We start from the raw sequence: 25,198 nt of genomic DNA, 5'->3' as shown, positions 1-25,198 counted from the left end.
CCACTCCCCTCTCCGGCGGCGCCTACATATGTATAAAAACACCCCCCCGTAGCATCAAGCCATGCCCAGCCCACCCGCCGATCCCGCCGCGCCGCTCGTTGCCATCGTCGCCTGCCACGGCCAGGGGCTGTTCGAATTCGGCTGTGCGGTGGGCCTGTTCGCGCCGATAAGGCCCGAGCTCGGCGTGGCCTGGTACCGCACCCAGCTATGCGCAGGCGAGCCCGGCGCACTGCGCATGCTCGGCAATGCGCAGATGCAGCTGCCCTGCGATCTCAGCACGGTTGATGACGCCGACATCATCGTCATCCCCGGTTGGCGCGAACCCAGCGAACGCCCGCCGCAGGCACTGCTCGATGCGCTCAACCGTGCCCACGCACGCGGCGCGCGCATCGCCTCGATCTGCTCCGGTGCGTTCGTGCTGGCTTGGGCCGGGCTGCTCGATGGCCGCCAGGCCACCACCCATTGGCGCCTCACCGAAGCGCTCGCACGTGAGTTCCCACGCATCGATGTGCGCGAAGATGCGCTGTATGTGGATACCGGCAGCATCATCACCTCGGCCGGCTCGGCCACCGGCATGGACATGATGCTGCACATGGTGCGCAAGGACTACGGCGCGCGTGTAGCCAACCTGGTGGCCGAGCGGCTGGTGCTGGCGCCGTGGCGCGACGCCGGCCGCAGCCAGCGCGTCAGCCGGGCCATTCCCCATGGCGAGCCCACGCGCTTGGCAAAGCTGATGGAATGGATGCGCCGCAACCTGCGCGAGCCACATTCCCTTGGCAGTCTCGCCGAGCAGGCTGCACTCAGCCAGCGCACCCTGCAGCGGCAGTTCCTGGAAGCCACCGGCCTGTCGCCGATCGACTGGCTGATCCGCGAGCGCGTGGCCTTCGCGCGCGAACTGCTGGAAACCACCGACCGGCCGCTGCAGTGGGTCGCCGAGCAGGCCGGCTTTGGTTCACAGGAATCGTTCCGTCGGCACTTCCGGGGTCAGGTCGATGCGAGCCCTACCGAGTACCGCAGCCAGCATCGCGGCGGGATTGGCGCAGATCGGCTGGTGGGCTGCTGATTCTGCGGTACTTCGTGCTGCGGGCCTGCATCGCTTACAACGTGGTGGTGCGCCGATGGATCCGCCAGCACTGCGCGGCAAAGCCCATCACAAACACCACAGCCAATCCCAGCAGCGTCTGCAGCACCACCGGGGCCATCGGCGCCGCAGCAATCGGATGCGCTGCCGGCAAGCGGGTCAGCGTTTCATTGACGCCGGGCACCAGCGACAACAGGAAACTGAACGACAGCGCGAAGGTCGACAGGTAACGCGCTGCGCGCCCCAGCCAGCGCAGCCGCGCGGCCAGCACGCCGCCGAATGCCACCAGCAGCACGATCACCCCGAATACGTGGCCCGGGTTGATCCCGCCCGTGCTGGAGACGGTGAATGAGGTAGCGACAGACAGCACCAGTCCCGCCAGGTACAGCTTGCCCGAGCGTGTTGCAGGGTCGATTGCGCGATGGCGAATGAAGGCATACAGGCCGCTGAGAACCGGGATCAGGCTGACAACGGTATGGAACACGCCCAGCGTGGACAGAGAGTGCGACATGGAACATCTCCAGAGTTAAATAAACCTACTAGTAGGTAGTTGCATGATTCAAAAAATGACCCGCGTCGCCGCGGGCCCCACCACAGTCATGTCAGGCAGTCGCGCTCACCCGCGCAATGGCCAACCGCGCCAGTGCCGCGAACGTCGCCGCATCGCCGAAACCGCGCGCAGCCAGCATCGCGCCATGCACCGACGACATGAAGGCCTTCGCCTCGTCCGCCGCCGAGCCCTGCAGGCGCAACTGGCCCTGCGCGGCGCCCTTCTCCAGCGTCACCGTCAGCCACCCGCTCAGATCCTCGAAATGCCCGCGTACTTCATCGGCTATCGCTGCTGGGATCATCGGTGCCTCTGCGGCCAGCATCGCGCAGATACAGAACGACGACGTGCCGCCAGCAATGCAACTGGACCAGTAGTCCACATAGGCGTTGAGCTCCTGCAACGGGTCGCCCAGCTGCCGGTCCAGCAGCACCAGGCCCTCACGCGCCTCGGCCCGGTACAGCTCAACCACCGTGCGCACCAGATCCGCCTTGCTGGGGAAATGGTGGTGGATGCTGGCCTTGCTGATGTTCACCCGCGCCGACACGTCGGCGTAGCTGAAGCCGTTGTAGCCACCGGCCTCCAGCAGCGAACGGGCGTGGGCCAGGATCTCCTGGGCCTTGGGCGAGAGCGACTCTTTCATGCTGCCAACCTACTAGTAGGTTGAGGCGCTGTCAACTCCCCCCTGTTGGACTCGCCGGGCGTGGCCCGGCGCTACCCACGCCCCGCTCAGTCCTCCTGTACCAGCTTGAACTCGCGCAGCAGGCCACCGATCTGGGTCTTGTCCAGCTTGTTCATCAGCAGGTTGCGCAGGAACGCAGGCCCGGGAATATCCAGTTCCTTGCCATCGCGCAGACGACCGGCGGCGGCCAGCAGCGAGCGCACGTCGTAGGTGGAATTGAACACCTCCGGCACGCCGCGTTCGATATCCAGCAACGTGTACACCGCTTCCATCGGCGTACGCACCGAATACTCGGTGGTGAAAATGCAGTCGCGCTGCTTCGATTCGGCGAACTGGCCGATGAAGGCGAAGTTCACCGCACCTTCCGGCACCACGTCAGGGCGATCACCGGCCTGGCGCGGCATGAAGAACGCGGTGATGTACGGCATCATCACCGGTACCGTCTTCGCACCGGTCGCGGCCAGCTCGTCGATCTCGTCCACCGGCACGCCCAGGTGGTAGAGCCACTCGCGGGTGATCTCCTCGCCGGTGCAGTCCTGCATCGGCTTGTTCACGTAGTCGCCGGGCGTATCCACGAACAGCGAATACACCCAGACCACGATCTGGTCCTTGGGCTGGTTCTTGAAATGTGGCTGGCGGTTCACCGTCCAGCTCATCAGCCAGCGCGAGTCACGCACGCTGACGATGCCGCCGGTCACCACCTTGCCGCTGAAGGGATCGCGCTTGGCGATCTTCTGGATGTAGGCCGGAATGCGCGCATCCAGCGTGGTCACCGTCGCCGATTCCCACTTGGTTTCCGGAATGTGCGCGCCGAACACGTCCGGGCGCCCGAACGCTGCATCCTTCGCGGCAATGCGCCGCCACAGGTCCCAGGCCGGCGCCGGGCCTTCATTCAGGCGTGCCGCAGTGTGGTGGTCGCCATTGTCCGAGTTCTCAGTCAGCGAGCCGATGGTCATGAACAGAAGATCGTCCGCGCCCAGATCCACGCCACCGGCTACACCATCACGCATCCAGTGGATGCGCGTGGCCTGCTTGCGGCCCGGCTGCAGATCGAAGTCGACGTCGGTCACCTCGGTGCCGTACTGGAACACCACGCCATGGTCCTGCAGCCACTTCACCAGCGGCAGCACCAGCGATTCGTACTGGTTGTACTTGGTGAACTTCAGTGCGGAGAAGTCCGGCAGCCCGCCGATGTGGTGGATGAAGCGGTGCAGGTACAGCTTCATCTCCAGCGCCGAATGCCACTCCTCGAATGCGAACATGGTGCGCCAGTACAGCCAGAAATTGCTGTCCAGGAAATCACGGCCCAGCACTTCGTTGATGCGCTTGTTCTCCATCTCCTGCCGGGTGGCCAGGAACAGCGCGATGATATCCTTCTGCGCCTGCTCGGTCAGCGTGAACAGGCCATCGGTGTGCGCGTCCTCGCCGCGATTGATGGTGGCGCGCTGCAATGAATAGTTCGGGTCGTCCTTGTTCAACCAGTAGAACTCGTCCAGCACGCTGGCGTCATCGATCTCCAGCGAGGGGATCGAGCGGAACAGGTCCCACAGGCACTCGAAATGGTTCTCCATCTCGCGGCCACCACGGATCACGAAACCCTTTTCCGGTACCTTCAGGCCATCCAGCGCGCCGCCGGCAATCTGCTGCTGTTCAAGGATGGTGATGCGTTCACCGGCCATGCGCCCATCGCGCACCAGGAACGCGGCGCCCGCCAGCGAGGCCAGGCCCGAACCGACAAACCAGGCGCTCTTGCCATCGACACCGGCCGGCTTGCGCGGGCGCGCGAAGGCTTCGTAGTTGCCACTGCTGTAGTACATGCGCTGCTCCTTCCTGGAGGGGGTCATCAGGAACCCGCAGCGGGATGACACAGCCATCCCGTGCAGGTCATGGCCCTACTCTAGCGCCGAACCGATGTACCGTTTCCTGCACACACGCTGCGACCGAATGACGCAGCCGCGTCAGAGCTGCCGGCCCAGCAGCATGCCAGGCCAACCGTCCACGTTGAACGGTGCGATGCGTGTGTAGCCACAGGACTCATAGAAGCGCACCAGATCCCCATTGCCACCGCCGTAGCAGTCCACGCGCAGATGGTCGAGTCCGGCAGCGCGCGCCTGCTCATCGGCAAACGCCATCAAGCGGCGGCCAATGCCGCGCACGCGGCCATCGCGCGAAGCCACCAGCACGCGTACGTACAGCTCTGGCCCATCGGGCGCCGGTACATAGGGCATCGCCTCACCCAGCGCCAGGAACGCACGCACCTCACCCAGTGCGTTCTGCGCCACCCACGCGCCGGGCAGCGCGCAGGCATCAGTCACCTGGGTGATTCGACGCGGCACCGTCGACCACGGCTCGCTGCCCCACTGCTGCAGATTACCGATCGACACGAACCATTCGATCACCTCGTCGAAGAGCCGCAGCACAGCAGGGGCATCGGCCACGCTGGCGCGGCGGATGGTCAAGGTGTCCTTTCCAGCTTCAGTCATGCACGTACTCCTTTCAACGCATCAATCGGCTGCACCGAGGATGCCGGCCAGCGGCCGGCACTACCAGGGCCGGACGTCCGTGGGCCGGATTTGACATGCAGGCATTTACCTGCATATAGTCCACTCGACGGCGGCGCCTGCCCGCCCACGCGAGGAACCTGCAATGGTGGATATCGCACATCGGGTCGGCATCAAGGCCCCCGCAAGCCAGGTGTATCAAGCCCTGGCCACCCCCGAAGGCGTCGCCGCCTGGTGGGCTGAAGACACCCACGGCGACCGGAACGTCGGCGGCACGGTGAAGGTCCGTTTCACCCACAACGGCCAAGAGATCGGCGCCATGGAAATGCTGCTGGAACAGCTCATTCCCGGCGAGCTGGTGCTCTGGAAGTTCCTGGCCGGTCCCGCCGAATGGATCGGCACGCATGCGCGTTTCGCACTGAAACAGGAAGGCGACTACTGCATCGTGCTGTTCACCCACGAAGGCTGGAAAGAACGCGTCGAGTTCACCTCCCACTGCAGCACCAAGTGGGCGGTGTTCCTGTTGAGCCTCAAAGCCCTGCTGGAAACCGGCAAGGGCCAGCCCAACCCGCACGACGTCAGGATCGACAACTGGAACTGAAGACGCCCCGCATGAATGCAGACAAGGTGTTCAAGGCCCTGGCCGACCCCACGCGCAGAACGCTGCTGGACCTGCTCTGCGAAAACAACGGCCAGACCTTGGGCCAGCTCTGCGAGCACCTGGACATGGCCCGGCAATCGGTCACCCAGCACCTGGGCCTGCTGGAAGACGCGAACCTGATCAGCACCGTGCGGCGAGGCCGCGAGAAGCTGCACTTCATCAACCCGGTGCCGCTGCATGAAGTCTACGAGCGCTGGGTACGCAAGTTCGAGCAGCAGCGCCTGAGCCTGCTGCATGACCTGAAACGAGAACTGGAAGGAGAATGACGATGTCCGCAGAGACCACCCGCTTCATCCACGTGATCTATATCGCCTCCACGCCACAGAAGGTGTTCGAGGCCATCACCCGCCCCGAGATCGCCAGCCGCTACTGGGGCCATGAGAACGTCTCGGACTGGAAGCCCGGCTCGCGCTGGCAGCACGTGCGCGCCAACGAAACGCGCTCGGTTGAGCTGGTCGGCGAGGTGGTGGAAAGCACCCCGCCCTCGCGGCTGGTCATCACCTGGGCCGCCGCCTCGCAGGCCGACAACCCGGATGCTTACAGCCGCGTGACCTTCGACATCGTGCCCTACCAGGACATGGTGCGGCTGACCGTTACCCACGACGAGCTTGAACCCGGCAGTGGCATGGATACCGGCATCCGCCAGGGCTGGCCGATCGTGCTGTCGAGCCTTAAGTCGCTGCTGGAGACGGGCAAAGGGCTGGATGTGTTTGCGAAGCCGGCGTAGTCGTCGGGAGGGTTGGCCCGCGCGAGCGGCACCGGGCAGATGGCCCGCTGTCGCCGCCGCCGCACAATCCCCAATCGCTCCCCCACATTGCATTTCATGGAACAATAGGGAGCACATGGTTCTCGAGTTCCGTTATGTCCCTCGCGTTGCTAACCGTCGATCAGGCTGCCCAGCAGCTCCGCCTGCACCCCAAAACCGTCCTGCGGCATATCCGTAGCGGCCAACTGCGCGCGACCCGCATCGGCAAGTCCTATCGCATCACCGCCGAAGACCTCGACGTGTTCACCGGCACCGTGCGTCAGCCCTCCGCTGCGCGCCCACAACTGACCACGGTGGTGGATATTCCCGGATGCGGTGCGGCACGTGCCGCCGACCTGGTGCGTGCCCTGCATGCGCGCGTCACCGGCCGCGAGGCCAACGATGAGCCGCTGCGCATGGAGACGATCTATTCGCCTGAGCACGATGTGCTCAAGCTGATCGTGATCGGTGGCCTGGCAGGTTCCACGGCGCTGCTGGTCAGCCTGCAGCGCCTGTTGCAGGACCGCAGCGCATGAAGCGGCAGCGCCCCGGCATTCCCACGCAGCACGTGCTTGCCGCCTATCGCCAGGTGCTTTCGGGCTGGCCGGTACCCCACGAATCGCACCATCTCGCCACCCGCGCCGGTTCGACATTTGTGGTCAGCTGCGGCCCGGAACACGGCCCTGCCCTGGTGCTGCTGCATGGCACCCTCAGCAATGCCGCCAGCTGGATGTTCGATGCCGAACGTTGGAGCGAGTACTACCGCGTGCATGCCGTCGACATCATTGGCGAACCGGGCCTCAGCGAAGGCACGCAACCTGCGCTGGACAGCGACGCGCATGCGCAATGGCTGGATGATGTCCTCGACGCACTTGGCGTGGAAAGCGCAGCATTCGTGGGCCTGTCGTTCGGCGGCTTCCTGGCACTGGGCTACGCGCTGCGAAGGCCTGCCCGGGTCAACGCACTGGTCCTGGTCAGCCCCTCGGGTATCGGGCGCCAGCGTGCATTCCTGCTCAAGGCGCTGCCACTGTTGCTGCTTGGCCGATGGGGACGCGAGCACCTGCGCCGCGCGGTCATGGGTCCCGCGCCACTGCATGCACCTGCACGTGCACAGCCGCTGCTCGACCTGTTGGCATTGATCCGTGCCGAGGTTCGGCCACGTCCGCTGCGCATTCCCCGCATCAGCGACGAGCGCCTGGCTGCGTTGCATCCGCCGGCAGCCCTTGTCATGGGCGCGCGTGATGCCCTCATCGACACCCCTGCCGCCGCCGAACGCATGAAGCGGCTCGTCCCGACGGCGGACGTCACCCTGCTCGCAGACGCCTATCACTACATCCCCGGCCTGCGCGAAGACATCCTCGCCCGGCTGCGTCAACTGCAGAACCTCCAGAATGAATGATTCCATTGAACACATCGGCACCACCCGCCTCCTGCGCATCGAGCCGCAGGGCCCCGCACTCGATGCCAACGGCCTGCGCGATCTGGTCGGCGACGCCCTTGGGCATCAGGCCGAGTGGATTGCCGTGCCGGTGCAGCGCCTTTCGGCAGACTTCTTCGAGCTTCGCTCCGGCATGGCCGGTCAGTGGCTGCAGATGCTGGTGAACTACCGCCTGCACTTTGCCGTGCTGGGCGATGTCAGCGACTACCGCGCACAAAGCGAATCGCTGGACGCGTGGATCACCGAGTGCAACCGTGGTCGCGACGGCTGCTTCGTGGCCGATTGGGATGCTCTGCAGACTCGCCTGTCGGCCTCGGCCAGTTAGCGCGCCGTCCAGCCCCCATCCACCGGCAGCGCCGTGCCAGTGATCTGCGCCGCAGCGTCCGAAGCCAGGAACACCACCATTTCGCCCAGCTGCTCGGGCGTCACGAACTGCAACGACGGCTGCTTTTCAGCCAGCAGCGCGCGGGCGGCAGATTCCTGATCTGTGCCGTCCTTCTCCGCCAACGCGGTGATCTGCTGCTCGACCAGCGCCGTTCGCACCCAGCCCGGGCAGATGGCATTGGCGGTGATGCCGGTGCCCGCATTCTCCAGTGCGGTTACCTTGGTGAAGCCCACCACGCCATGCTTGGCCGCCACATAGGCCGACTTGTTCGCCGAGCCCACCAGTCCGTGTACCGACGCGATGTTGATGATGCGGCCGGCGTCCTGCCCCTTCATGTAAGGCAAGGCGGCCGCCGTTGCATGGAACACCGCCGACAGATTCAGCGCCAGGATTGCATCCCACTTCTCGACCGGGAATTCCTCGATCGACGCGGTGTGCTGGATGCCGGCATTGTTCACCAGGATGTCGATGCGGCCCATCTTCGCCACGGCGTGGTCGATCAGTCCGCGCACCGCCTCGCCCCGTGACAAGTCGGCGCCGTCATGCGCTACCCGCACGCCGAACTCGGCCTCCAGCCGCGAACGAATGCGCTCGATTTCCGCCGCGTCGCCGAAGCCATTCAGCACGACATCGGCACCTTGCCGCGCCAGCGCAGTCGCAATGCCAAGACCGATACCGCTGGTGGAGCCGGTGACCACCGCAACCTTTCCACTGAACATGGGCGAGCTTCCATTGGGGGTGGGCCGCCAGTGTAGCGTTACCGGCCTCCGCACCCTCCTCCTACGTGCCCACGTCCAACGAATACGCCAACAGGAACTCCCTGGCGTACTCATTCCCACCCTGCGCCGAAGCGCGAATCAGGTCCACCGCACGCGGCACGTCCCTGGCAACACCCTTGCCATGGAACAACGCCAAGCCAAACTCGAACATGGCCGACGGATAGCCGGCCTCCGATGCCCGCTCAAAACACGAGGCCGCCCGCATGACGTCCTGCTCGACGCGGTCGCCGGTCAGCAGGCACAGTCCTACCGCATGGATTGCCGGGATATAACCCTTCTCTGCGGCCTGCTTGAGGGTCGCGAAGCTGTCCGCCTCGGCATGTGCGTCGTCCTCCCCAACGGGCATCGAAGAAGAGAGGAACAACGCTTCGGCACAGCCGCTTGCAAGCTGTGGAGTCAACAGCCGCCGCGCCTCGGCAATGTCACCACGGTCGAGCACCGCATCGAAGTCGGTCGTGAGCTGGGTTGGCATGTTCGTCATGGCGCAGGCGTCCTTCCTGTTTGCGGGCATCCTTTCGTCCCGTTGGCATTATGCCAGCACCATCCCAGGGCATCCCGCCAGACCCACAAGACCGGGTGCCCAGAAGACCCTCCGCGTCCATCGGTGTTGGCCCTATAGTCAGCGCAATCCACCCATGGATGGCCCGACGGAGGCCGCTCAGGCACTCCGCCCGATGTCGCAAATGACATTGGACCCGCCACGGAATGTGCGGATACCCTTGAATCCGCATGGATCTGCCGAAAGGGTGATAGTCATGGCTTTTGCTTCCCCTCCGCCTGTCCCGGCGAACCTCCAGGAAATGCTCAAGGACTATCCGGAGCACATCGAACAGCTACAGAAGGCTCTCATTTCAGTGAGCCATAGGCGACAGAGTTACGCCCCCCCTTGAGGCCGCAGTATGGAGGACTGTCTCACTAGCTTTGTCGCCGAAGCGCGAGCTGAACTAGCAATTGCCGAAGCTTCAGACGCCCCCAAGGCAGTCGCACAGTCTCAAACAAAGGAAAGGCTCATGTCCTTTGCGAGATCCAGCAACTTTGGCATGGCCAGACTTGGCGATCTCAGGAAGTACTTCGAGCTTCATTCAAGGCCCGACTAGCGACGGCTTCTGTTAGTCGGCTGGCTATTGAGGGGGCATTGAACTCGCCATTACAAGTACAGATACTCATGAAAACGCGTCAGACAGCTGAACAGGTACCCACCATGCCTCAATCCTCCCCCCCGGTTCCGGCTAAGCTCCAGGAAATGCTCAAAGACTATCCGGAGTATATCGAACGACTGCAGAAGGCTCTCAACTCGGTGAAGGACAGGAGGATAAAGTCCACCCCTCCTTTTGAGGCCGCAGTCTGGCTATTGGAAGACCACCTCAGTGGCTTTATCGCTGAAGCGCGAGCTGAACTAGCCACCGCCGAAACGTCAGGCAATCCGCAGGCCATTGCACAGGCAAATGAGAAGCTCGAACTGATGTTCATGGCACGAAGCGGTGGCGGCGGGATGCTGAACATCAGTGATCTTGCGGCCTACTTTGAAACTCATAAAGAGCACTACTGATGCCAGCTCCCAGTGCCGTTCTTGCCCCCGCGACTCATGCAGAATACCTGGAGCGGCACGTCATCCCTCGGAGTGGATTCAATTCCGCAAACCATCATGAAGTACCGCGCGCCATCGTCTTGGCCGGGCAACCAGGTGCTGGCAAGAGAAAACTGAATGATGCGGCAAAGATCGACTTGGGGTATGACGTAGTGCCCATCGATCCTGACGATCTACGCGATACACATCCGGACGTCGAACGCCTGCGTCAGCAGCACCCATACACTTGGGCCGGCCACACCCACGAAGACGCCAGCCAATGGGCAAAAGAGCTGCGATCGGCAGCAATCGGTGGGCGTAGAAATCTCATCCTCGATGCCACGCTCGGCAACGGTGATAGCGCGGTCACACTGATCAAGGACCTTCAGGCCAAAGGCTACGACGTAGAGATTCGGGGCGTCGTCGCGCATCGGCTGGAAAGCGAACTTGGTGTGGATGCGCGCTTTGCGGACTCTTTGAATAGCGCCGGTTTCGGCCGCTACGTCCCCGAAGACGTGCGCAAACACGTTTACGATGCCCTGCCCGGCAATCTGGACAAGGTTCATGCCGAGACCGGCATCCAGATTCGACTCTACGGACGCGAAGGCGCTCAGGTCTACGACAGCCATAGCGATACCCGTCTACCGGGCGCAGCGCTGGAAGCCGAACGTGAGGCTCGGCTGAAAGACCCCCGAATCACCCAATCATTGCGCGATGGCTGGCGCGCACAAGGCCGCTGGCACGCCGAGCTTGGGGACACCCTGCCCCTCAACGACAAGGTCAGTCCACCAACAGCGGCAGCCGTTTTCGATGAGCGCGCAACGCTCAAGGTTGTTGAAGGCATTACACCCAACATCCAGGAAGCACGCGTCATCGACCACACCATCCGCGTGCGTCCAAACATGGTGCGGGGCGCCGTCATCGGTGGCGCCGCAGCGACGGTCGTTGAAGCCGCGACGGAAGGAACAAGGATCGCCGACCTGTACGCACGCGACAACCGGACGGGCGCGGAAGCCGCGCTGCTGGACTTCGGAGCACGCAGCGTCGGCGGTTGGACCGGCGCAGTGGTGGGCGCCAAGGTCGGTACGCTGCTGGGCATCGAATCCGGCCCTGGCGCCATTGTCACCGGCATCATTGGTGGCGGGTTAGGCGCCTGGGGTGGCGGTGAGATCGTCGACTGGATCGAGAAGTACCAGATCAACAACCAGGCAGACAGCACCGGCAGGGTCTGGACGTTTGACCCGGCGCATCCCGAAAAGGGCTGGACGCACAGCGAGCGGGAGATCATCGGCACCGTCGGCACCCTGGCCGATCGCCCGATCTACGGCGCGACTACACTGCTCACGGCCGACGCCGAATTGACCCAGCAACTGAACTACCAGGCCTCAAGCCGGGCCGTCGGGCTGCGGCTGTCCGCGCCGGATCAACCGATCAATCCCTTCAGCATCGCCGGCGATGCCAGCGATACGCCCAGCGCACTGCCACGCTCCTGGGAGCGCAATCCAGAAACCGGCGAATGGCGGCGCGAGGTCGTCCATCAGGTCCTCGAACACGGCATCAAGAACACCACGGTCGAAGTAGCCGACGCCACCAAGGCTGCCCAGCTTGATGACGCCGCACAGGGCATCATGGCCTTCAACGCCGCCCGTAGCTCGGCGGCCTTTGCCAAGCAGTACGAGCAGGCCTACACCGCCCAAGGCTGGTCCCAGTACGGACCGATTCCGGATGAAGTGATCTGGGCCCAAGACCATCCCGATCACGTACTGGCATCCGATGGACGCACCTATCAGCAACAGGGCGACGGCGAATGGCTGCATGACGGCTGGATCTACGACTCGCTGGCCGAGGGCAACATCCGCGACGAGTTGAACCGAACCTATCCGCAGATCCGCGCCATCCAACAGATGGAGGCGCCGGTACCCGGCGCCCACGAACGCAGTATCGAGGCACTGACCGTCAACGAACGCGAAGCCCGCGACCAGGCCATGCAGGAAGCCAATCGACTGGGTGTCGCTGCACCGCAAGCGCAGCAGGTTGCCGCCGCTGCCGTGGCTGAGGTTCGCGGCGAGCACGCCGAAGAACGGCTGACGCCACAAGCCGTGATCGATGCGCACAGCGTTGAACGCGCTGCACTGTCGCCCAACACATCACCCTTGGTACAGGAGCATCGCGCTCCTGCGCCTGCAGCGCCGACGCCTTCGGATCGTGTGGAATCCGTGCAGGAACCGGCTCGCCGCGAAGCACCACGACGGGAGCCGATCGCGGCCGCTGCAACGCAACCTGCACCGGATGAGTCAAGCGAGCGGCAAGCGCATACCGAGGCAAATCCTCCTGCGCACCCGATGCCGGCAGCCCCTGTGCCGTCACCCGGCATTCCCTCCGCTGAGCGATCTCCCGCACAGCCAGAAGTGAGTGCATTACCTACGTCGGATGTCGGACACCCCGCTCCTGCGCAGGAGCCCGTTGCGACTCAGACCCACTCTCTGGCCCCGTCAATCCAGGCCGAAGTGGCTGACGCCGCCCCGGCTACTGCTCGTCTCCACGAAGCCGAAGCAACACCAGCGCCAGTCCAACTTGAGCCAGACGTTCCAGCCCCCCTCGCAGCAGCCGAGGCCGCTGCGCCCAGGGTCTCAGAGCACGAGCCTCCTTACGCGCCACCACCCGTGGAAGCACTGGCGGCACCACCCTCAAGCGCAACGGCCCAGCAAGAGCCCGAAGCGCCGCCCGCCCCCCTGCTGCCTACCCAGCCTGAGCATCCCGATCACGCCCTCTACCAGCAGGTGCGCACAGGCGTAGCCACATTAGATGCAAAGCACGGCCGCACGTTCGACGAAGCCAGCGAGCGCATGACTGCCAGCTTGCTGGTGCTCGCCAAGGACAACGACCTGGATCGCGTGGACCACGTACTGCTGAGCAACGCCACCGCGGACAAACCCGCCGGTCATACTCTGTTCGTCGTACAGGGCGAGCCCAGCGACCCCGCACACCAGCGCGCTGCGATGCCGACCGAACTGGCCGCACAGACCTCAGTCGAAGAATCCATGCAGCAGTTCGACGCCGTCAGCCGCGAAGCGCAGCAGCGCGCCATCGCCAATCAACTCGAACAGCAGTTGGAAGATCAGCGCGTGCAGCAGGATATCCAGATCCGTGCCGCCAGCATGGGCTGAGTGTGTAAGACACGCGCGAAATCATTCACAACAACCCGCCCTCCTGGTCCCTCTGTTTGCCAATCGGCGCTATTGATATCGCCGCGCAATCAGAAGAACAGACCCGCTCGATCAACGGTCGCCAGTGGATTGGCCTTCCGCACCGCCTCCAGGAAAAGCAGGAAGTCGCGGTTGAACAGCGACAGATTGTTGGTGAACGTCACGCACTTTCTACCCGATGCTCTGCTGAAGCATACCTGCCAGACATAGCGCGAATAGATGACGTCGGACGTTCGTGTGACTGAGGTGATCTGCGAAAGCGGAACCGCCGTAGGCACCGGCCCACGCCGCAGGTAGAAGGACTCCGCATCAAAGAAGTAGTGCTCGCGATCCTCTTTGCCATCCACCATCACCAAGGTCATGGATGTTCCGGAGATCTGGCGAGGAGGATCCAAACGCAGCCCCGATTTCACGGACGAGCGAGCAGTTGCCGACATTCGCCGAAGGGTAAACCAGAGGATCACCAACGGAAGCGCCGCAAGGACAATGAAACCTACGGTCTTCAAAGCAGTTTCCAGCGTGCTGGGCACACAGATCTCCAGGATGAACGTTCAGGCACTTGCAAGGCCCGACTAGATCCACGCCACGCGTGGATGCTCTGGCTTCAACGCCCCATCACTTCCAATGATCCGGCCCCAGGAACGGCAGGCTCAACACAAACACCGGAACCGCCACAGGAATCAGCGCCGCGCCGAGCACCTTGCCCGCCGCCGAACCCACACCCGGCTTGTCCTCCCTCTCCGGCAGGATCCGCTGCGCCCGCGCATTGATCGGCTGTGCCAGCTTCCCCTTCTCTGCCAGTGCCGCAGCATCGGGCAGCTTCACCCGCTCGCCGTCGCCCTCGAACAGCGCGCTGTAATAGCTGCCGCCCTTCCTGGAAAGATTGCAGGCCCGGTCAAACGCCAGCGCATAACGGGTCCGGTCCATCGGCAGGTAATAGCGCGCCCGCTCCTCCACGGCCTTGGCCTCACGCGGGGTGACCTCAATCCGCTCCAGCTTGAACTGCGCGGCCTGCTGCGCCGTCACCTGCTCCGGCCGCAGCAGCAGCGCATAGCTGCCGTGCACCTTGGCCTTGTTGGCCGGGTCGCGCCAATCCTCATGGAAGTACATCTGCGCGCAGGCCACCGCCTCGCGCAGCGGGCTGTCCATCAGCGCCCGGTACTCGCGGAACGGCGCGGCATTGAAACGCATCGGCTCGTCATAGCGCGGCAGCAGGTACAGCTGGCCGTCGTCGGCCACGAACGCACTGGTGATCTCGCGGCTTGAGGCGTGCTCTTCCGGGCCACTGGCACAGCCGGACAGCAGGCCAAGGCACAAGGCGGAGAGAATGAAAAAAGACGTTCGCATGTCGTGTTCTAGAGCTTCCGTGGAAAACCGGCCCCGCCCGGAAGGACGAGGCCAGTCCGCCATGGTGCCACGGCACCGCATGCGATGCAGGCCCCGCCCTACTTCAACCGCTCCACCAGCCGCTGCCCCACCTCCAGCGCCGACGCCGGGTTCTGACCGGTAATCAGCTCGCGGTCCACCACCACATGCCCGGTCCACGGCGTCGCGTTGCTGCTGAACGTCGCCCCCGCCCGCTGCAACGCCGTCTGCGGGTAGAACTTCATCTCGCCGCCGCCCAACAGCGGCTTGGCCTGCTCTTCCTCCTGGTTGCTGATCACCGTCATCTGGTAGCCGCTGTAGATCCACTTCGGCGTGGCCGGCATCGCACCCGCTTCCAGCTTCGCTACAAAACCCGCAGCATCCGGCAGCGTGGACAGCAGCGCGATCGGCCCGTGGCAGACCAGCGCGGTGGTCTTGTTGCGCTGGTGGAAGTCGGCCAGCAGCCGGCCCAGCGCCGGGCTCTTCAGCAGGTCCTGCATCGGCGCGTGGCCACCGGGAATGTAGACCGCATCGAACCGCGCGTAGCCCTGCTGCTCGATGCGCGCCAGGCTGACCACCGGCGAGGCCGTCGGCGAGGTCAGCGCCAGTTTCTCCAGCAGGTCCTTGTGCAGTTTCAGCTGCGCGGCATCGTTGCCGAAGTACGCTGCCGTCACCGAGGACGCATCCACCGTCGGCGCGCGCCCCTGCGGCGTGGCGAAGGTCACCTCGTGGCCCGCGTCCAGCAGCAGCTTGACCGGCTGCATCAACTCGTTGAGATAGAAGCCGGTGGAAAGCACCTTGCCGTCCTTCAGGTCCAGGTGGTTTTCATCGGACAGCACCACCAGCACGTTGGCGGCATGGGCGCCGGTTGCGGCCAGGGTCAGGGCCAGCGCTGCGGCCAGCCGGGGCATCAGGTTCATGGGGTAGCTCCTATCGGGGAATGGCCGCCACTTTATTCATCGCCGCAGCGGCGATAAATTGGCCCCATCGCAAAACATCTGTTCCCCGGAGAGCCAAATGAGCCGCAAGTTCGACTACCTGGGCGATGTGGAGGTGTTCCTGGCGGTGGTCGAGCACGGCTCGTTCACGGCGGGCGCGGTGGCGCTGTCCACCACGCCGTCGGTATTGAGCCGCGCGGTCACGCGCCTGGAAGCGCGGTTGGGCCGGCAGCTGCTGCAGCGGACCACCCGCCGCGTGGGCCTGACCGACGCCGGGCGGCTCTACCTGGAACAGGTGCGCACCGCCTTCGGCCTGCTGGACGACGCCGAGCGCGATGTACTGGCCCAGGACGGCGCGCTGGCCGGCCGCGTGCGCCTGAGCGTGCCCACCACCTATGGCCACTACCGGCTGCCGCCCGTGCTGGCGCGCTTTGCGCAGCAGTACCCGCAGGTGCAGGTGGAATTGAACATCACCAACCGAAACGTGGACCTGGTGGCCGAAGGCTTCGACCTGGCCATCCGCTTGGGCCAGCTGCCGGACAGCGGGCTGGTGGGGCGGAAGCTGGAAGACGCCCCGTTGCTGCTGGTGGCCGCGCCGGGCTACCTGCAACGCCGTGGCACGCCACAGACACTGGACGACCTGCAGCAGCACCTGTGCCTGCCCTTCGTGATGCCACGTACCGGGCGGCTGGCGCCGTGGATCTTCCGCGACGGCGGGCGCGACGTGGATTGGCTGCCGCGCTCGTCCATCGAGACCTCCGACGATGTGCTGGGCGTGGTGTCGCTGGCCGAACAGGGCATTGGTATCTGCCAGAGCTATGCGTTCATCGTGCGCGAGCGGATGCGGCGCGGGCAGCTGGTGGAGGTGTTGCCGCAGTTGGGTGGGCGATCGCGGCCGTTCTCGGTGATCTATGCGCCGCATCGGCGGCAGTCGGGGGCGGCGCGGGCGATGATTGAGTTGCTGGTGGGGAATGCGGCTGAGGATCGCGCAGGTCGAAGCTGCGAGGCTTGATAGTGGTGTCGGGTTTGAACCGCTTTTCGGGGTGTGCGGCTTATCGGGCTCTGTTGCCAGTCGGTGCGGACTAAGAACTGTTGTAAAGAAGGCTGTCGCGCTATTCGCTTGTGGCGTGGGCGATTGCGCCACTTTGATTCGCTATCAGCAGAGCAGATGCGCGAATGCGTCTGCTGGCGTCGCGTGCTGCACGAATGGTGCGTGCAACAATAGTTCTTCGCTCTTGAATTCCGCGATTCCTTCGCGAATTTCTATTGGCATTCGAAGCGGCGGCGTAAACACCATGGCGCGCCACCGACAAGGGGTGGCCGGGTCTGCAAACCCGAAGAAAGCGATGTCTGTAGTTTGCGCTTGCCCGTCGGCACCGTCCTTAACCGGTGCCGGCGGGCAATCCGTCGGCCTGTATGGCGGGCGGTGCGTGGGGGCCCTCGGGCCCGCCGGTCTTATGACATCGCTTCTTCCGGTTTGCAGCCACGCATCGTCCGCCACCCTTCGCGGTGGCGCTGTTAAGCACAGCCACGGAAGCCGACGCCATGAACGAATCCGACACCTTCTCCTCGTACACCGTTGTTGAACCCATCAACGACGACACTCCCCTGCCCGACCTGAACTCCCTGCTCGGCATCCTCAAGCGCATGCGCGGCTGCGAGGGTGCCGATGGTCTGCCCTGGCCGGAGGCCGACGTCTCGCCCGGCCGCCGTGTGAGCTTGGCGAGAACCGAGCGCGCGTTGGTGGGGCTGCTGACGGTGCTGGAGGTGCTGCACTCGGCTGACCGTTGCCGGGTGGCAGCGGAGCCGGAGCGGCATCTGGATGAGGGCGTTGTTGATGGGTTGTTCCTAGCTTGCCGGGGGTTGGCTGAGTGGGCTTGTCAGGAGGTGAGGCCACAATAGCTAGTTTGCTACGAATACCACCGAATCAGGCCTGCTAAGAGTTATTGCCCAAGGCGGCTGTGCAATGACCACAAAGTGGTTCACCACGGCAGCTTTAGTGGGGCTGGCAGGGAGCAATTCCGACGGGACATTCGTCGCTTCGACGCCATCAGATAGCCGACCTATCTATCACCTGACCAAGGGCTGCTTGGTTCCTACAGCACTACTAGCAGGAGTCATCTACATTCTGCTGTCAGTCTGCGTGACGCCTCTCCCGAATTCTTTGCCAGCAGCAGCCTTGCTGGCAAGATCAAGTAGCCATGTCAGCAAAGATCCTAAAGAAGCATATGTGGCCACCATTAAGTTGATAGAGATCACGGACAATGCATTCATTGCCCGCAATCCATACTTAGCATCAGTGCACTTCCAGGCATCCCCAAGAACTACAATCACATCATCGATGCATGACTTCAGCTTGGGGCACCCCAGCTACAGGCATACGTACCATCCAAGGGAATCGTTTGGGATTGGCCTGTTCGTACTGATTGACCTCCACGCGAGGAAGGTTCCGCTTGTCATAGAGCATGCCCAACCGCAAAGCCAGGCTTGCCGGGGCAGCCAGAAAGAGAGTTATGTCTGTAATGCCGTTTCGAGCCAAAGACATCACTGTATCGAGGAACTGCTGAGCGAGTTGTTGTTGTTTCAACTCGGACCAGTGCGTGTCGGTACCACGCCCCTCCAGATCCATCCGGATGACAGGCGTTCCCGCTTCAGCGGTCTGCACATCAACATCAAGAACATCGTACGAAGCGGACACGCATAGCGCCACGCGGGTGGCACCTGCTTGCAAAGTATCCAGGCCTGCCACCACAAAACGATTGCCGTCATCCTCACCAGCGCTCAACCCACGCCAGGCACGCATTTGCCGATCCCAGTCCATGATGACCGTGTTTGACTCATCATCAACGATCACTCCCAGGAGAAAAAGCAACGGCACCGGCGCAAGCCCACCGAGCACAAACGATAGATCGGATCGGTCCAGTCCACCGCAACGTCGTGCTATGTCATCAGGCAGGCTGGAGATTCGGCGAACTGCGGCCTCTGGGCTCACAATCTGACCGTCTACAACTCCTTGCCTTACATCGACGATCACCTGCTCACGGTGACCAAGTATTGATGAGGGGACGGCTGCAGCCAGAGGTTGACCTTGCCAATCCCTCAACCCTCTGGCCTCGATCACGATGACCTTCTTACGGCTCTCTCGACGGATATCACGAACAACCAGCCCTACACCCAGCAATACAACCACACAAGTTATCGCGAACACACCCCAGCTCAACGCACCGGAACTTCCAGAGCTGTCCCAGCTAAAGGTGAACGGCCCTTGGGAAGTTGGAATCGTAATGCCGAATGTCAACCCTACGAGCACGAGACCAAAGAGCGGAACGCCCGCTCGAATGAGTGTGACGCCCGGCGAGCGCCGTCTGAAGACCCAATCAATGAGTGATTTGATGAAGTAATTTATCAATGTCTATCCTCCAGAATGACAACCGGTGATGGGCTAAAGTGGCGGCGGAACAAGGTGCAAGAGCATGCGATCTTCCGCCACCAATGCAGCCGAACGATCAGCAGAACCGCAAAGTCGATTCCACGTTCACCGTTGACAAGACCGACCATAGACTCAACATCCTGAGTGCTGGGTGTGACCGGAAATCGAGGGTGCGAGTGCCACTCCCCCAAGTAGTTGAAACGGTCATACTGGTCCCCCGTTTCACGGAAGAACGCATTCAAAGCCTCGGCATGGGCTTCCGAGCTTCGAACGAAATGCGCTTTCCCTCCCGTCTGGCTATCAAGCGACAAGTCAACGATTCGGAAATGGCCGGGCTCGATCTGCTCCCCCATCAGCACACCGCCAATCTCTCGGCTGCCCGCCGCTCTGAGCGCCTTGCGCAACTTCTCTTTGACGTTATCCGTAAATTCAACCTGCATTGTTGGCCTTTGGCAGAAGGTCCGCGACGAATTGCTTGAAAGCCTCAGCGTCGCCATCTTGCGCCTCAGTACCCCAACTATCGGTTGGGCCAAGATCGATCGGCCTCACATCAAATGGCGCCGAAAAAAGCCATCTTTCGGACAGGCCAATCAAATAGGCGGAGTATGGGAAGATCGTGGCTTCGGGACGAGCAATCAGGTCAGTTGCAAAGCGAGACAGGTGCGCAGCAATCACAGTTACATCTGCATCGTCGGCTATCAGCGGCGCTCCGGATTCGTCGCCCCCGGAATAAGGCTGGGAGGCAGGTTGATCAGGCCAATTTACGCCCTGATCGGCGTACCACGCCTCAATGCGTCTACGGGCCTCCAAAGGCGTGGGATCAACTTCTGGACGCAACCGAACAACTATGCCGCCAACCCCGCCACCAAACACCTGCGCCCAGCACAATGACTTTTTGGCTCTCCGTGCAATGGCCGAACACAGGTTAAAGACCGCAGGGTCGGCAGTTGCATCAATAATCACATCACATTCTGCGATGTATTCCAGCGTGGTAGCTGTTGACCCTCCGCTCTCTTGTCCGCCTAGTACGGTCGTGCGAGTGAGGACTTCACAATCGGCATTTACCTCGTTCACGCGAGCTGCCAACGCCTGCGATTTGTGCATCCCCACGGCACGCCAGTCGAGTTCATTACGAACCAGATTACCTGCGGCCAGAATGTCACCATCCACCAGCACAAACTTGCCGATACCAGCTCTGGCAAGCTGCACAGCCACCTTGGAACCTACAGACCCGCAGCCAACAATCGCAACTTTGGCAGACCGAAGGTTGACGTATGCGGGATCAAGACGAACGCCATCAAGCTCAGCAAGCACCAAATCGTAGTTGATGAGTTTCTTCGCTCCAGCCTGGCCCAATATCATCAGCGCTTGAATGCTTTGCCCGTCGAAGATAATTACTTCGGTCTCGCTCGGCGCTTGACTCAGCTCAGCCGCCAACTCTCCCAACCCAAGCTGTTCCAGCAGTGCTGCAAGGTCTTCGAATGCCCGACATTTGACCGCCTCCCCATCAGGCAAGCGGACTACCTTTGCCTTCAATGAAGTAGCACCATAGCCACGCCTATTGGGCTCTTGCCAAATGGGGTCCTCAGCAGGACCTATTCGTGAAAGCTGAGCTGCGTATACACCGGCGAGATGGTGCTCCTGCAGCTCAGCATCGACTGCATGCCCCTCTTCAACAAAAAAAAGGCCAGCCCACATGCCTCTGGAACAGAGGAAGCGGAATTTGGAGTGTCTTGCTCGCTGCGCAGGGAGGACTCTGTGATCTGATGGTGCGTGCTCACCCGTTTCCTGTTCGGATGAGAGCAGGCGATAAGCACTTTCGATCATCATGGCACCAGTGATCTCTGGCATCCAGTTGTCAGTGCGGTACTCCAAGCACAGCTCACCTGATGGACCGTACTGATGGCCGGACAGACGTTCCTTTTCGCGGGACACAACCGACGGCACCACATCCGGAAAGAACTCCGGAAAGTCCAGTGTCAGAGGAATGACCTTATCATTCACTACCAATTCGAAATCGACGGCAATCTGTAACTCCCCGGTCAGCCTCCAGGCCACAGCTTGGAGCCAGTCATGTTCATCTGTCAGTTCCGATATTGCAGCTCGCTCCGACTGCGCTCTTCGTGGTTGCTCCGCCCACCAGATCAAGCAAACCCCCTGGGAGAAGTAGGTTCCCGCCGAGTGTTCGGAAATGCTGGGGCACTGGCTGCTGCGATTGCGGCGGCGGCTGATGCAGGGCTCAGCATGCTCCCAGGCAGAGGGCCGAGTCGCGTGGCTGCCCTCTCGACGGCAGCCCCCATACGGGGTTGGACACTCTCGATCAGGCGACGGCGCTCAACCTGCTCTGCCAGCTTCCCGAAATCTTGACGTGCTTGCCTCAACCACTCGAAGAACGCGGCCTCCCGCTCCGGATGAATAGGCCACTTGTCCGCAAAGTTTTCAAGAGGATCGGAGGGGTTTCGAATAATGCAGTGAGACCCATCATGTTCGATGAACTCATGCATCCGCGAGAGAATTGCATACAGGGCATCAGCAATCTTTTCCTCGCCGTTATACGCATGAGCGGCCAGTGTCGTGATGATGACCGAGATTGGGCGTTCGTCATACCGTCCCTCGAACATGCCGTCACGATGGCGCTTCAAGATCATGATGGCAGATTGAAGAGGTGTTCTTACCTTGTAGTCAGGAATGTCTTCTACGCTGGCCTTGATCGACTCCGCCAATGCGCGCTTACGGCGTTCGAACACTTCCCCCATTCTGCCCTTGAACCATTCGGCGTAGCCCTTCGGGTTGGAACGTTGCCAATCATCGGAAAGCACATGGTAGACGGGGGACTCAAGATCCGTAATAACCATTGCCGTCTCCGACCATTTCAGGTCTAGACTTCGAGCTTCAAGCAAGATCCGCTGCCGCTCAGCATTTGGTACAGCAGGCACGATATCCATGTGGAACTGTGCACCATCTGCATAGTCCAACACCCAGCAGCGCCGTCCCTCTCGAACAGGCTTCACCATGTTCTGAGCTTTGCGGTACGCCTTTACTTCGTTCCCCACAAGCTCCTTCAGCTGTGCCTGGGTCAAGCTTCTCGTTCCGAGGAACCGAAGCACGCACACCGAGTCAACGTCATATTCTTCGTCATCATTCAAAGGACGGATTGCCGTCCCCAGCCGAAATGATCCTTGCACATAGACCTGGGGATCGTATTCGAGGACTGAGGACTCTGGCCGGTGAAGCCAGTCCCCTAGTGACGCATAGCTACGGCGGGCCTGTTCGTAACGTGACTCGCTGATTGCAAGCTCATCCGCAAGCGCGGCCAGAAAGTCTTCGGCGGTTTTTGTCGGCATGGACCTCTATTCCCTGAATTCTGCCTGTCTCTAACATTAATATGCCATTGGCGTCGGTATCGCGATAGTGCCCCGCTAGACTCGCGTCTTACTTGGGACAGGGGCCTGCTCCCACCCATTCACTCGGGGGGGGGGCAATCGAGACAGCGGAGCCATTGGCTGGCGACGACCTCACAATGAAATGCCCGCACTCAAGAATGGCAGGAGTGCTATTCACGTCCAGGTCAAGAGAATCGATACGTCCACCATAAGTTATGTCTTTGACGGACTCGGTGGCGTCCAGGCGAATATCCAGCATGGGAATTCTGGCAAACCTCAACGAGCAACAGAAGCGCCCATCAAGACCCGCAGCCCTGTCCCGCAGGACTGTAACCCTTCCGAAGTTTGTCGCTCACTTTATCCTTGGACCGTACCGAAACCGACACGACCACAAACAACAAGGGCGCCTCTCGGCGCCCTCGTTCTTTCAACTCATTCCCACTCAATAGTAGCCGGCGGCTTCCCCGAGATGTCATAAACCACCCTCGACACCCCCCGCAACTCATTGATGATCCGGTTGCTCACCGTACCCAGGAACTCATACGGCAGATGCGCCCAATGCGCGGTCATGAAGTCGATCGTCTCCACGGCCCGCAGCGCAATCACCCACTCATAAGCCCGCGCATCACCCACCACGCCCACCGACTTCACCGGCAGGAACACGGCAAACGCCTGGCTGGTCTTGTCGTACAGGTCGGCCTTGCGCAGCTCATCAATGAAGATGGCATCGGCCTTGGCCAGCAGTTCGGCGTATTCGCGCTTCACTTCACCCAGGATACGCACGCCCAGGCCCGGGCCCGGGAACGGATGGCGGTAGACCATGGTGCGCGGCAGGCCCAGCTCAACGCCCAGGCGACGCACTTCGTCCTTGAACAGCTCGCGCAGCGGCTCCACCAGGCCCAGCTTCATGTGCTCCGGAAGGCCGCCCACGTTGTGGTGGCTCTTGATCACATGCGCCTTGCCGGTCTTGCTGCCGGCCGATTCGATCACGTCCGGGTAGATGGTGCCCTGCGCCAGCCACTTGGCGTTCTTCAGCTTGTTCGATTCTTCGTCGAAGATCTCAACGAACAGATTGCCGATGATCTTGCGCTTGGCTTCCGGGTCGCTCACGCCTTCCAGCGCGGCGAAGTAGCGGTCGGCGGCATTCACGCGCACCACCTTCACGCCCATGTGCTCGGCGAACATCGCCATCACCTGGTCGCCTTCCTGCCAGCGCAGCAGGCCGGTATCCACGAACACGCAGGTCAGCTTTTCGCCGATGGCCTTGTGCAGCAGCGCGGCCACCACGGACGAGTCGACGCCGCCGGACAGGCCCAGGATCACCTCGTCATCGCCCACCTGTTCGCGCACGCGGGCGATCTGGTCATCGATGATGTTGGCAGCGGTCCACAGGGTCTGGCAGCCGCACACGTCCACCACGAAGCGGCGCAGCAGCGCCTGGCCCTGCAGGGTGTGGGTCACTTCCGGGTGGAACTGCACGCCGTACCAGCGCTTTTCTTCGTTGGCCATGGCAGCCACCGGAATGCGGTCGGTGGTGGCGGTGATGGTGAAGCCCGGCGGCGCAACAGAAACGTGGTCGCCGTGGCTCATCCAGACATTCAGCTTCGGCTCGCCGCCGTGGTCGCTCAGGCCCTTGAACAGCGCATCGGGGTTGATCACGTTCACTTCGGCGTGGCCGAACTCGCGCTGGTCCGCGGCTTCGGTGGCACCGCCCAGCTGGGCAGCCAGGGTCTGCATGCCGTAGCAGATGCCGAAGATCGGCAGGCCGCTGTCGAACACTTCCTGCGGCGCGGCCGGCGCACCCGGCAGCGTGGTCGATTCCGGGCCACCGGACAGGATGATGCCCTTGGCGCCGAACGCCGCGATCTCGGCCGGGTTGTGGTCCCACGCCCAGATTTCGCAGTAGACGCCCAGCTCGCGGATGCGGCGGGCGATCAGCTGCGTGTACTGCGCGCCGAAATCGAGGATGAGGATCTTGTCGTTATGGATGTTGGTCATGGTGCCGTTCCAGTGGTGTTTTTCGCAGCGCCCGGCGCTTCAAGGCTCTGCGTCAGCGTGGCGATGAACGCCTCGCGTTGTTGAATATGTGAGGGGTCTTCCTCGTCCCAGCGCAGCATCAGCAGGCCGTGCGGTGCGTTGGGGTTGGCGCGGTCAGCGCGCGGCAGCTCGGCGATTTCCTGCACTTCGGTGCCGGGCACGATGCGCCGTTGCAGCGCCGCCATCGAAAAGCCCGACTCCGCAGCGCCCCAGGACGCCCACCGCACACTCATCCGCGCGGGCTCCAGCGGACCCAGTACCGGCGTCAGCACCGGATCATCCGGCCCGTGCAGCAGCTCGGTAATGCACTGCAGCGTGACCTGCAGCGGGCGCTCGCCGGTGCCTTTCAGCAGCCAGCGCTGTTCGCCGGCGGCCTGGACCTGCCAGCCCTTCGGCAGCGAGAACGCGTTCTGGCACGCCTGCACGTCCTGCAATTGCGAAACCGCCGCGCCC

26 protein-coding genes are annotated in these 25,198 nt (G+C 62.5%); 11 read left to right on the top strand and 15 right to left on the bottom strand.

Annotated elements, in window-relative coordinates; translation table 11 throughout:
• Positions 1-61 precede the first annotated feature (61 nt).
• Positions 62-1,063 (top strand): helix-turn-helix domain-containing protein, encoded by a 1,002-nt coding sequence (locus ARC63_RS04645; protein WP_057502645.1) that lies wholly within the window; start codon positions 62-64, stop codon positions 1,061-1,063.
• Between the two features lie 34 nt (positions 1,064-1,097).
• Here the strand turns inward: ARC63_RS04645 and ARC63_RS04640 are convergent, their stop codons facing one another.
• From ARC63_RS04640 to ARC63_RS04625, 4 genes are all read right to left on the bottom strand, one after another.
• Positions 1,098-1,592 (bottom strand): hypothetical protein, encoded by a 495-nt coding sequence (locus ARC63_RS04640; protein ID WP_057502644.1) that lies wholly within the window; start codon positions 1,590-1,592, stop codon positions 1,098-1,100.
• Between the two features lie 91 nt (positions 1,593-1,683).
• Positions 1,684-2,271: a TetR/AcrR family transcriptional regulator gene (locus ARC63_RS04635; protein WP_057502643.1), complete on the bottom strand. Its 588-nt coding sequence runs from the start codon at positions 2,269-2,271 to the stop codon at positions 1,684-1,686.
• Between the two features lie 86 nt (positions 2,272-2,357).
• The gene (locus tag ARC63_RS04630; protein ID WP_057502642.1) at positions 2,358-4,127 is read right to left on the bottom strand and encodes an oleate hydratase; all 1,770 of its coding nucleotides are present in this window, start codon (positions 4,125-4,127) and stop codon (positions 2,358-2,360) included.
• 141 nt (positions 4,128-4,268) lie between these two features.
• On the bottom strand, positions 4,269-4,793 hold the full coding sequence (locus ARC63_RS04625) for a GNAT family N-acetyltransferase (RefSeq protein WP_010484639.1): 525 nt from the start codon (positions 4,791-4,793) through the stop codon (positions 4,269-4,271).
• Between the two features lie 163 nt (positions 4,794-4,956).
• On the opposite strand from ARC63_RS04625, the gene ARC63_RS04620 reads away from it, so the two are divergent.
• The 6 genes from ARC63_RS04620 (at position 4,957) to ARC63_RS04595 (ending at position 7,980) form a co-directional block, all read left to right on the top strand.
• Positions 4,957-5,412 (top strand): SRPBCC family protein, encoded by a 456-nt coding sequence (locus ARC63_RS04620; protein ID WP_057502641.1) that lies wholly within the window; start codon positions 4,957-4,959, stop codon positions 5,410-5,412.
• 11 nt (positions 5,413-5,423) lie between these two features.
• Complete coding sequence (locus ARC63_RS04615) at positions 5,424-5,738, top strand: ArsR/SmtB family transcription factor (protein ID WP_049410880.1); 315 nt, start codon at positions 5,424-5,426, stop codon at positions 5,736-5,738.
• Positions 5,739-5,740: 2 nt separating this feature from the next.
• A complete protein-coding gene (locus tag ARC63_RS04610; RefSeq protein WP_057502640.1) occupies positions 5,741-6,199 on the top strand; it encodes an SRPBCC family protein in 459 nt (152 codons plus the stop codon).
• A gap of 134 nt (positions 6,200-6,333) precedes the next feature.
• On the top strand, positions 6,334-6,753 hold the full coding sequence (locus ARC63_RS04605; protein WP_057502639.1) for a helix-turn-helix domain-containing protein: 420 nt from the start codon (positions 6,334-6,336) through the stop codon (positions 6,751-6,753).
• Positions 6,750-7,616, top strand: coding sequence for an alpha/beta fold hydrolase (locus ARC63_RS04600; RefSeq protein ID WP_057502638.1), 867 nt, complete (start codon positions 6,750-6,752; stop codon positions 7,614-7,616). Before ARC63_RS04605 ends, ARC63_RS04600 begins: the two co-directional genes overlap by 4 nt.
• Positions 7,609-7,980: a DUF4180 domain-containing protein gene (locus ARC63_RS04595; RefSeq protein ID WP_057502637.1), complete on the top strand. Its 372-nt coding sequence runs from the start codon at positions 7,609-7,611 to the stop codon at positions 7,978-7,980. The genes ARC63_RS04600 and ARC63_RS04595 overlap by 8 nt, the downstream gene beginning before the upstream one ends.
• Here the strand turns inward: ARC63_RS04595 and ARC63_RS04590 are convergent.
• Together ARC63_RS04590 and ARC63_RS04585 are read right to left on the bottom strand one after the other, a co-directional pair.
• On the bottom strand, positions 7,977-8,759 hold the full coding sequence (locus ARC63_RS04590) for a 3-hydroxybutyrate dehydrogenase (RefSeq protein WP_057502636.1): 783 nt from the start codon (positions 8,757-8,759) through the stop codon (positions 7,977-7,979). The two genes, ARC63_RS04595 and ARC63_RS04590, sit on opposite strands and share 4 nt — an antisense overlap.
• 61 nt (positions 8,760-8,820) lie before the next feature.
• Complete coding sequence (locus ARC63_RS04585; protein ID WP_057502635.1) at positions 8,821-9,300, bottom strand: tetratricopeptide repeat protein; 480 nt, start codon at positions 9,298-9,300, stop codon at positions 8,821-8,823.
• Between the two features lie 684 nt (positions 9,301-9,984).
• Between ARC63_RS04585 and ARC63_RS04580 the strand changes: the two genes are divergently transcribed.
• On the top strand, positions 9,985-10,368 hold the full coding sequence (locus tag ARC63_RS04580; protein ID WP_231298579.1) for a hypothetical protein: 384 nt from the start codon (positions 9,985-9,987) through the stop codon (positions 10,366-10,368).
• A complete protein-coding gene (locus ARC63_RS04575) occupies positions 10,368-13,553 on the top strand; it encodes a zeta toxin family protein (RefSeq protein ID WP_057502634.1) in 3,186 nt (1,061 codons plus the stop codon). The genes ARC63_RS04580 and ARC63_RS04575 overlap by 1 nt, the downstream gene beginning before the upstream one ends.
• Positions 13,554-13,642: 89 nt before the next feature.
• Here the strand turns inward: ARC63_RS04575 and ARC63_RS04570 are convergent, their stop codons facing one another.
• The 3 genes from ARC63_RS04570 to ARC63_RS04560 all read right to left on the bottom strand — a co-directional run bounded on the left by ARC63_RS04570 (position 13,643) and on the right by ARC63_RS04560 (position 15,877).
• The gene (locus tag ARC63_RS04570) at positions 13,643-14,122 is read right to left on the bottom strand and encodes a hypothetical protein (protein WP_231298578.1); all 480 of its coding nucleotides are present in this window, start codon (positions 14,120-14,122) and stop codon (positions 13,643-13,645) included.
• A gap of 85 nt (positions 14,123-14,207) precedes the next feature.
• Positions 14,208-14,939: a hypothetical protein gene (locus ARC63_RS04565; protein WP_057502632.1), complete on the bottom strand. Its 732-nt coding sequence runs from the start codon at positions 14,937-14,939 to the stop codon at positions 14,208-14,210.
• A gap of 98 nt (positions 14,940-15,037) precedes the next feature.
• Positions 15,038-15,877, bottom strand: coding sequence for a type 1 glutamine amidotransferase domain-containing protein (locus ARC63_RS04560; protein WP_057502631.1), 840 nt, complete (start codon positions 15,875-15,877; stop codon positions 15,038-15,040).
• Positions 15,878-15,974: 97 nt separating this feature from the next.
• Here ARC63_RS04560 and ARC63_RS04555 point away from each other — a divergent pair, with 97 nt between their 5' ends.
• Positions 15,975-16,907 carry a LysR family transcriptional regulator gene (locus ARC63_RS04555; protein ID WP_057502630.1) on the top strand — a complete coding sequence of 311 codons (933 nt, stop codon included), beginning with the start codon at positions 15,975-15,977 and terminating at the stop codon, positions 16,905-16,907.
• Positions 16,908-17,440: 533 nt separating this feature from the next.
• Positions 17,441-17,797, top strand: coding sequence for a hypothetical protein (locus tag ARC63_RS04550; protein ID WP_057502629.1), 357 nt, complete (start codon positions 17,441-17,443; stop codon positions 17,795-17,797).
• Between the two features lie 433 nt (positions 17,798-18,230).
• On the opposite strand, the gene ARC63_RS04545 is transcribed toward ARC63_RS04550, so the two are convergent.
• From ARC63_RS04545 to ARC63_RS04515, 6 genes are all read right to left on the bottom strand, one after another.
• The gene (locus ARC63_RS04545; protein ID WP_057502628.1) at positions 18,231-19,304 is read right to left on the bottom strand and encodes an SAVED domain-containing protein; all 1,074 of its coding nucleotides are present in this window, start codon (positions 19,302-19,304) and stop codon (positions 18,231-18,233) included.
• Complete coding sequence (locus ARC63_RS04540) at positions 19,301-19,765, bottom strand: Mov34/MPN/PAD-1 family protein (protein WP_057502627.1); 465 nt, start codon at positions 19,763-19,765, stop codon at positions 19,301-19,303. Before ARC63_RS04540 ends, ARC63_RS04545 begins: the two co-directional genes overlap by 4 nt.
• Positions 19,755-21,473 carry a ThiF family adenylyltransferase gene (locus ARC63_RS22660; RefSeq protein WP_082587813.1) on the bottom strand — a complete coding sequence of 573 codons (1,719 nt, stop codon included), beginning with the start codon at positions 21,471-21,473 and terminating at the stop codon, positions 19,755-19,757. Before ARC63_RS22660 ends, ARC63_RS04540 begins: the two co-directional genes overlap by 11 nt.
• The gene (locus tag ARC63_RS04525) at positions 21,470-22,669 is read right to left on the bottom strand and encodes a nucleotidyltransferase domain-containing protein (RefSeq protein ID WP_057502624.1); all 1,200 of its coding nucleotides are present in this window, start codon (positions 22,667-22,669) and stop codon (positions 21,470-21,472) included. The genes ARC63_RS22660 and ARC63_RS04525 overlap by 4 nt, the downstream gene beginning before the upstream one ends.
• A gap of 471 nt (positions 22,670-23,140) precedes the next feature.
• Positions 23,141-24,706, bottom strand: a complete 1,566-nt coding sequence (gene guaA / locus ARC63_RS04520) for a glutamine-hydrolyzing GMP synthase (protein ID WP_005413109.1) — start codon at positions 24,704-24,706, stop codon at positions 23,141-23,143.
• Complete coding sequence (locus ARC63_RS04515; protein ID WP_057502623.1) at positions 24,703-25,179, bottom strand: hypothetical protein; 477 nt, start codon at positions 25,177-25,179, stop codon at positions 24,703-24,705. The genes guaA and ARC63_RS04515 overlap by 4 nt, the downstream gene beginning before the upstream one ends.
• Between the last annotated feature and the right edge of the window lie 19 nt (positions 25,180-25,198).

Source organism: Stenotrophomonas geniculata ATCC 19374 = JCM 13324, assembly GCF_001431625.1.
Taxonomy (GTDB): domain Bacteria; phylum Pseudomonadota; class Gammaproteobacteria; order Xanthomonadales; family Xanthomonadaceae; genus Stenotrophomonas; species Stenotrophomonas geniculata.
This window is presented reverse-complemented; position numbering and strand designations above follow the sequence as displayed.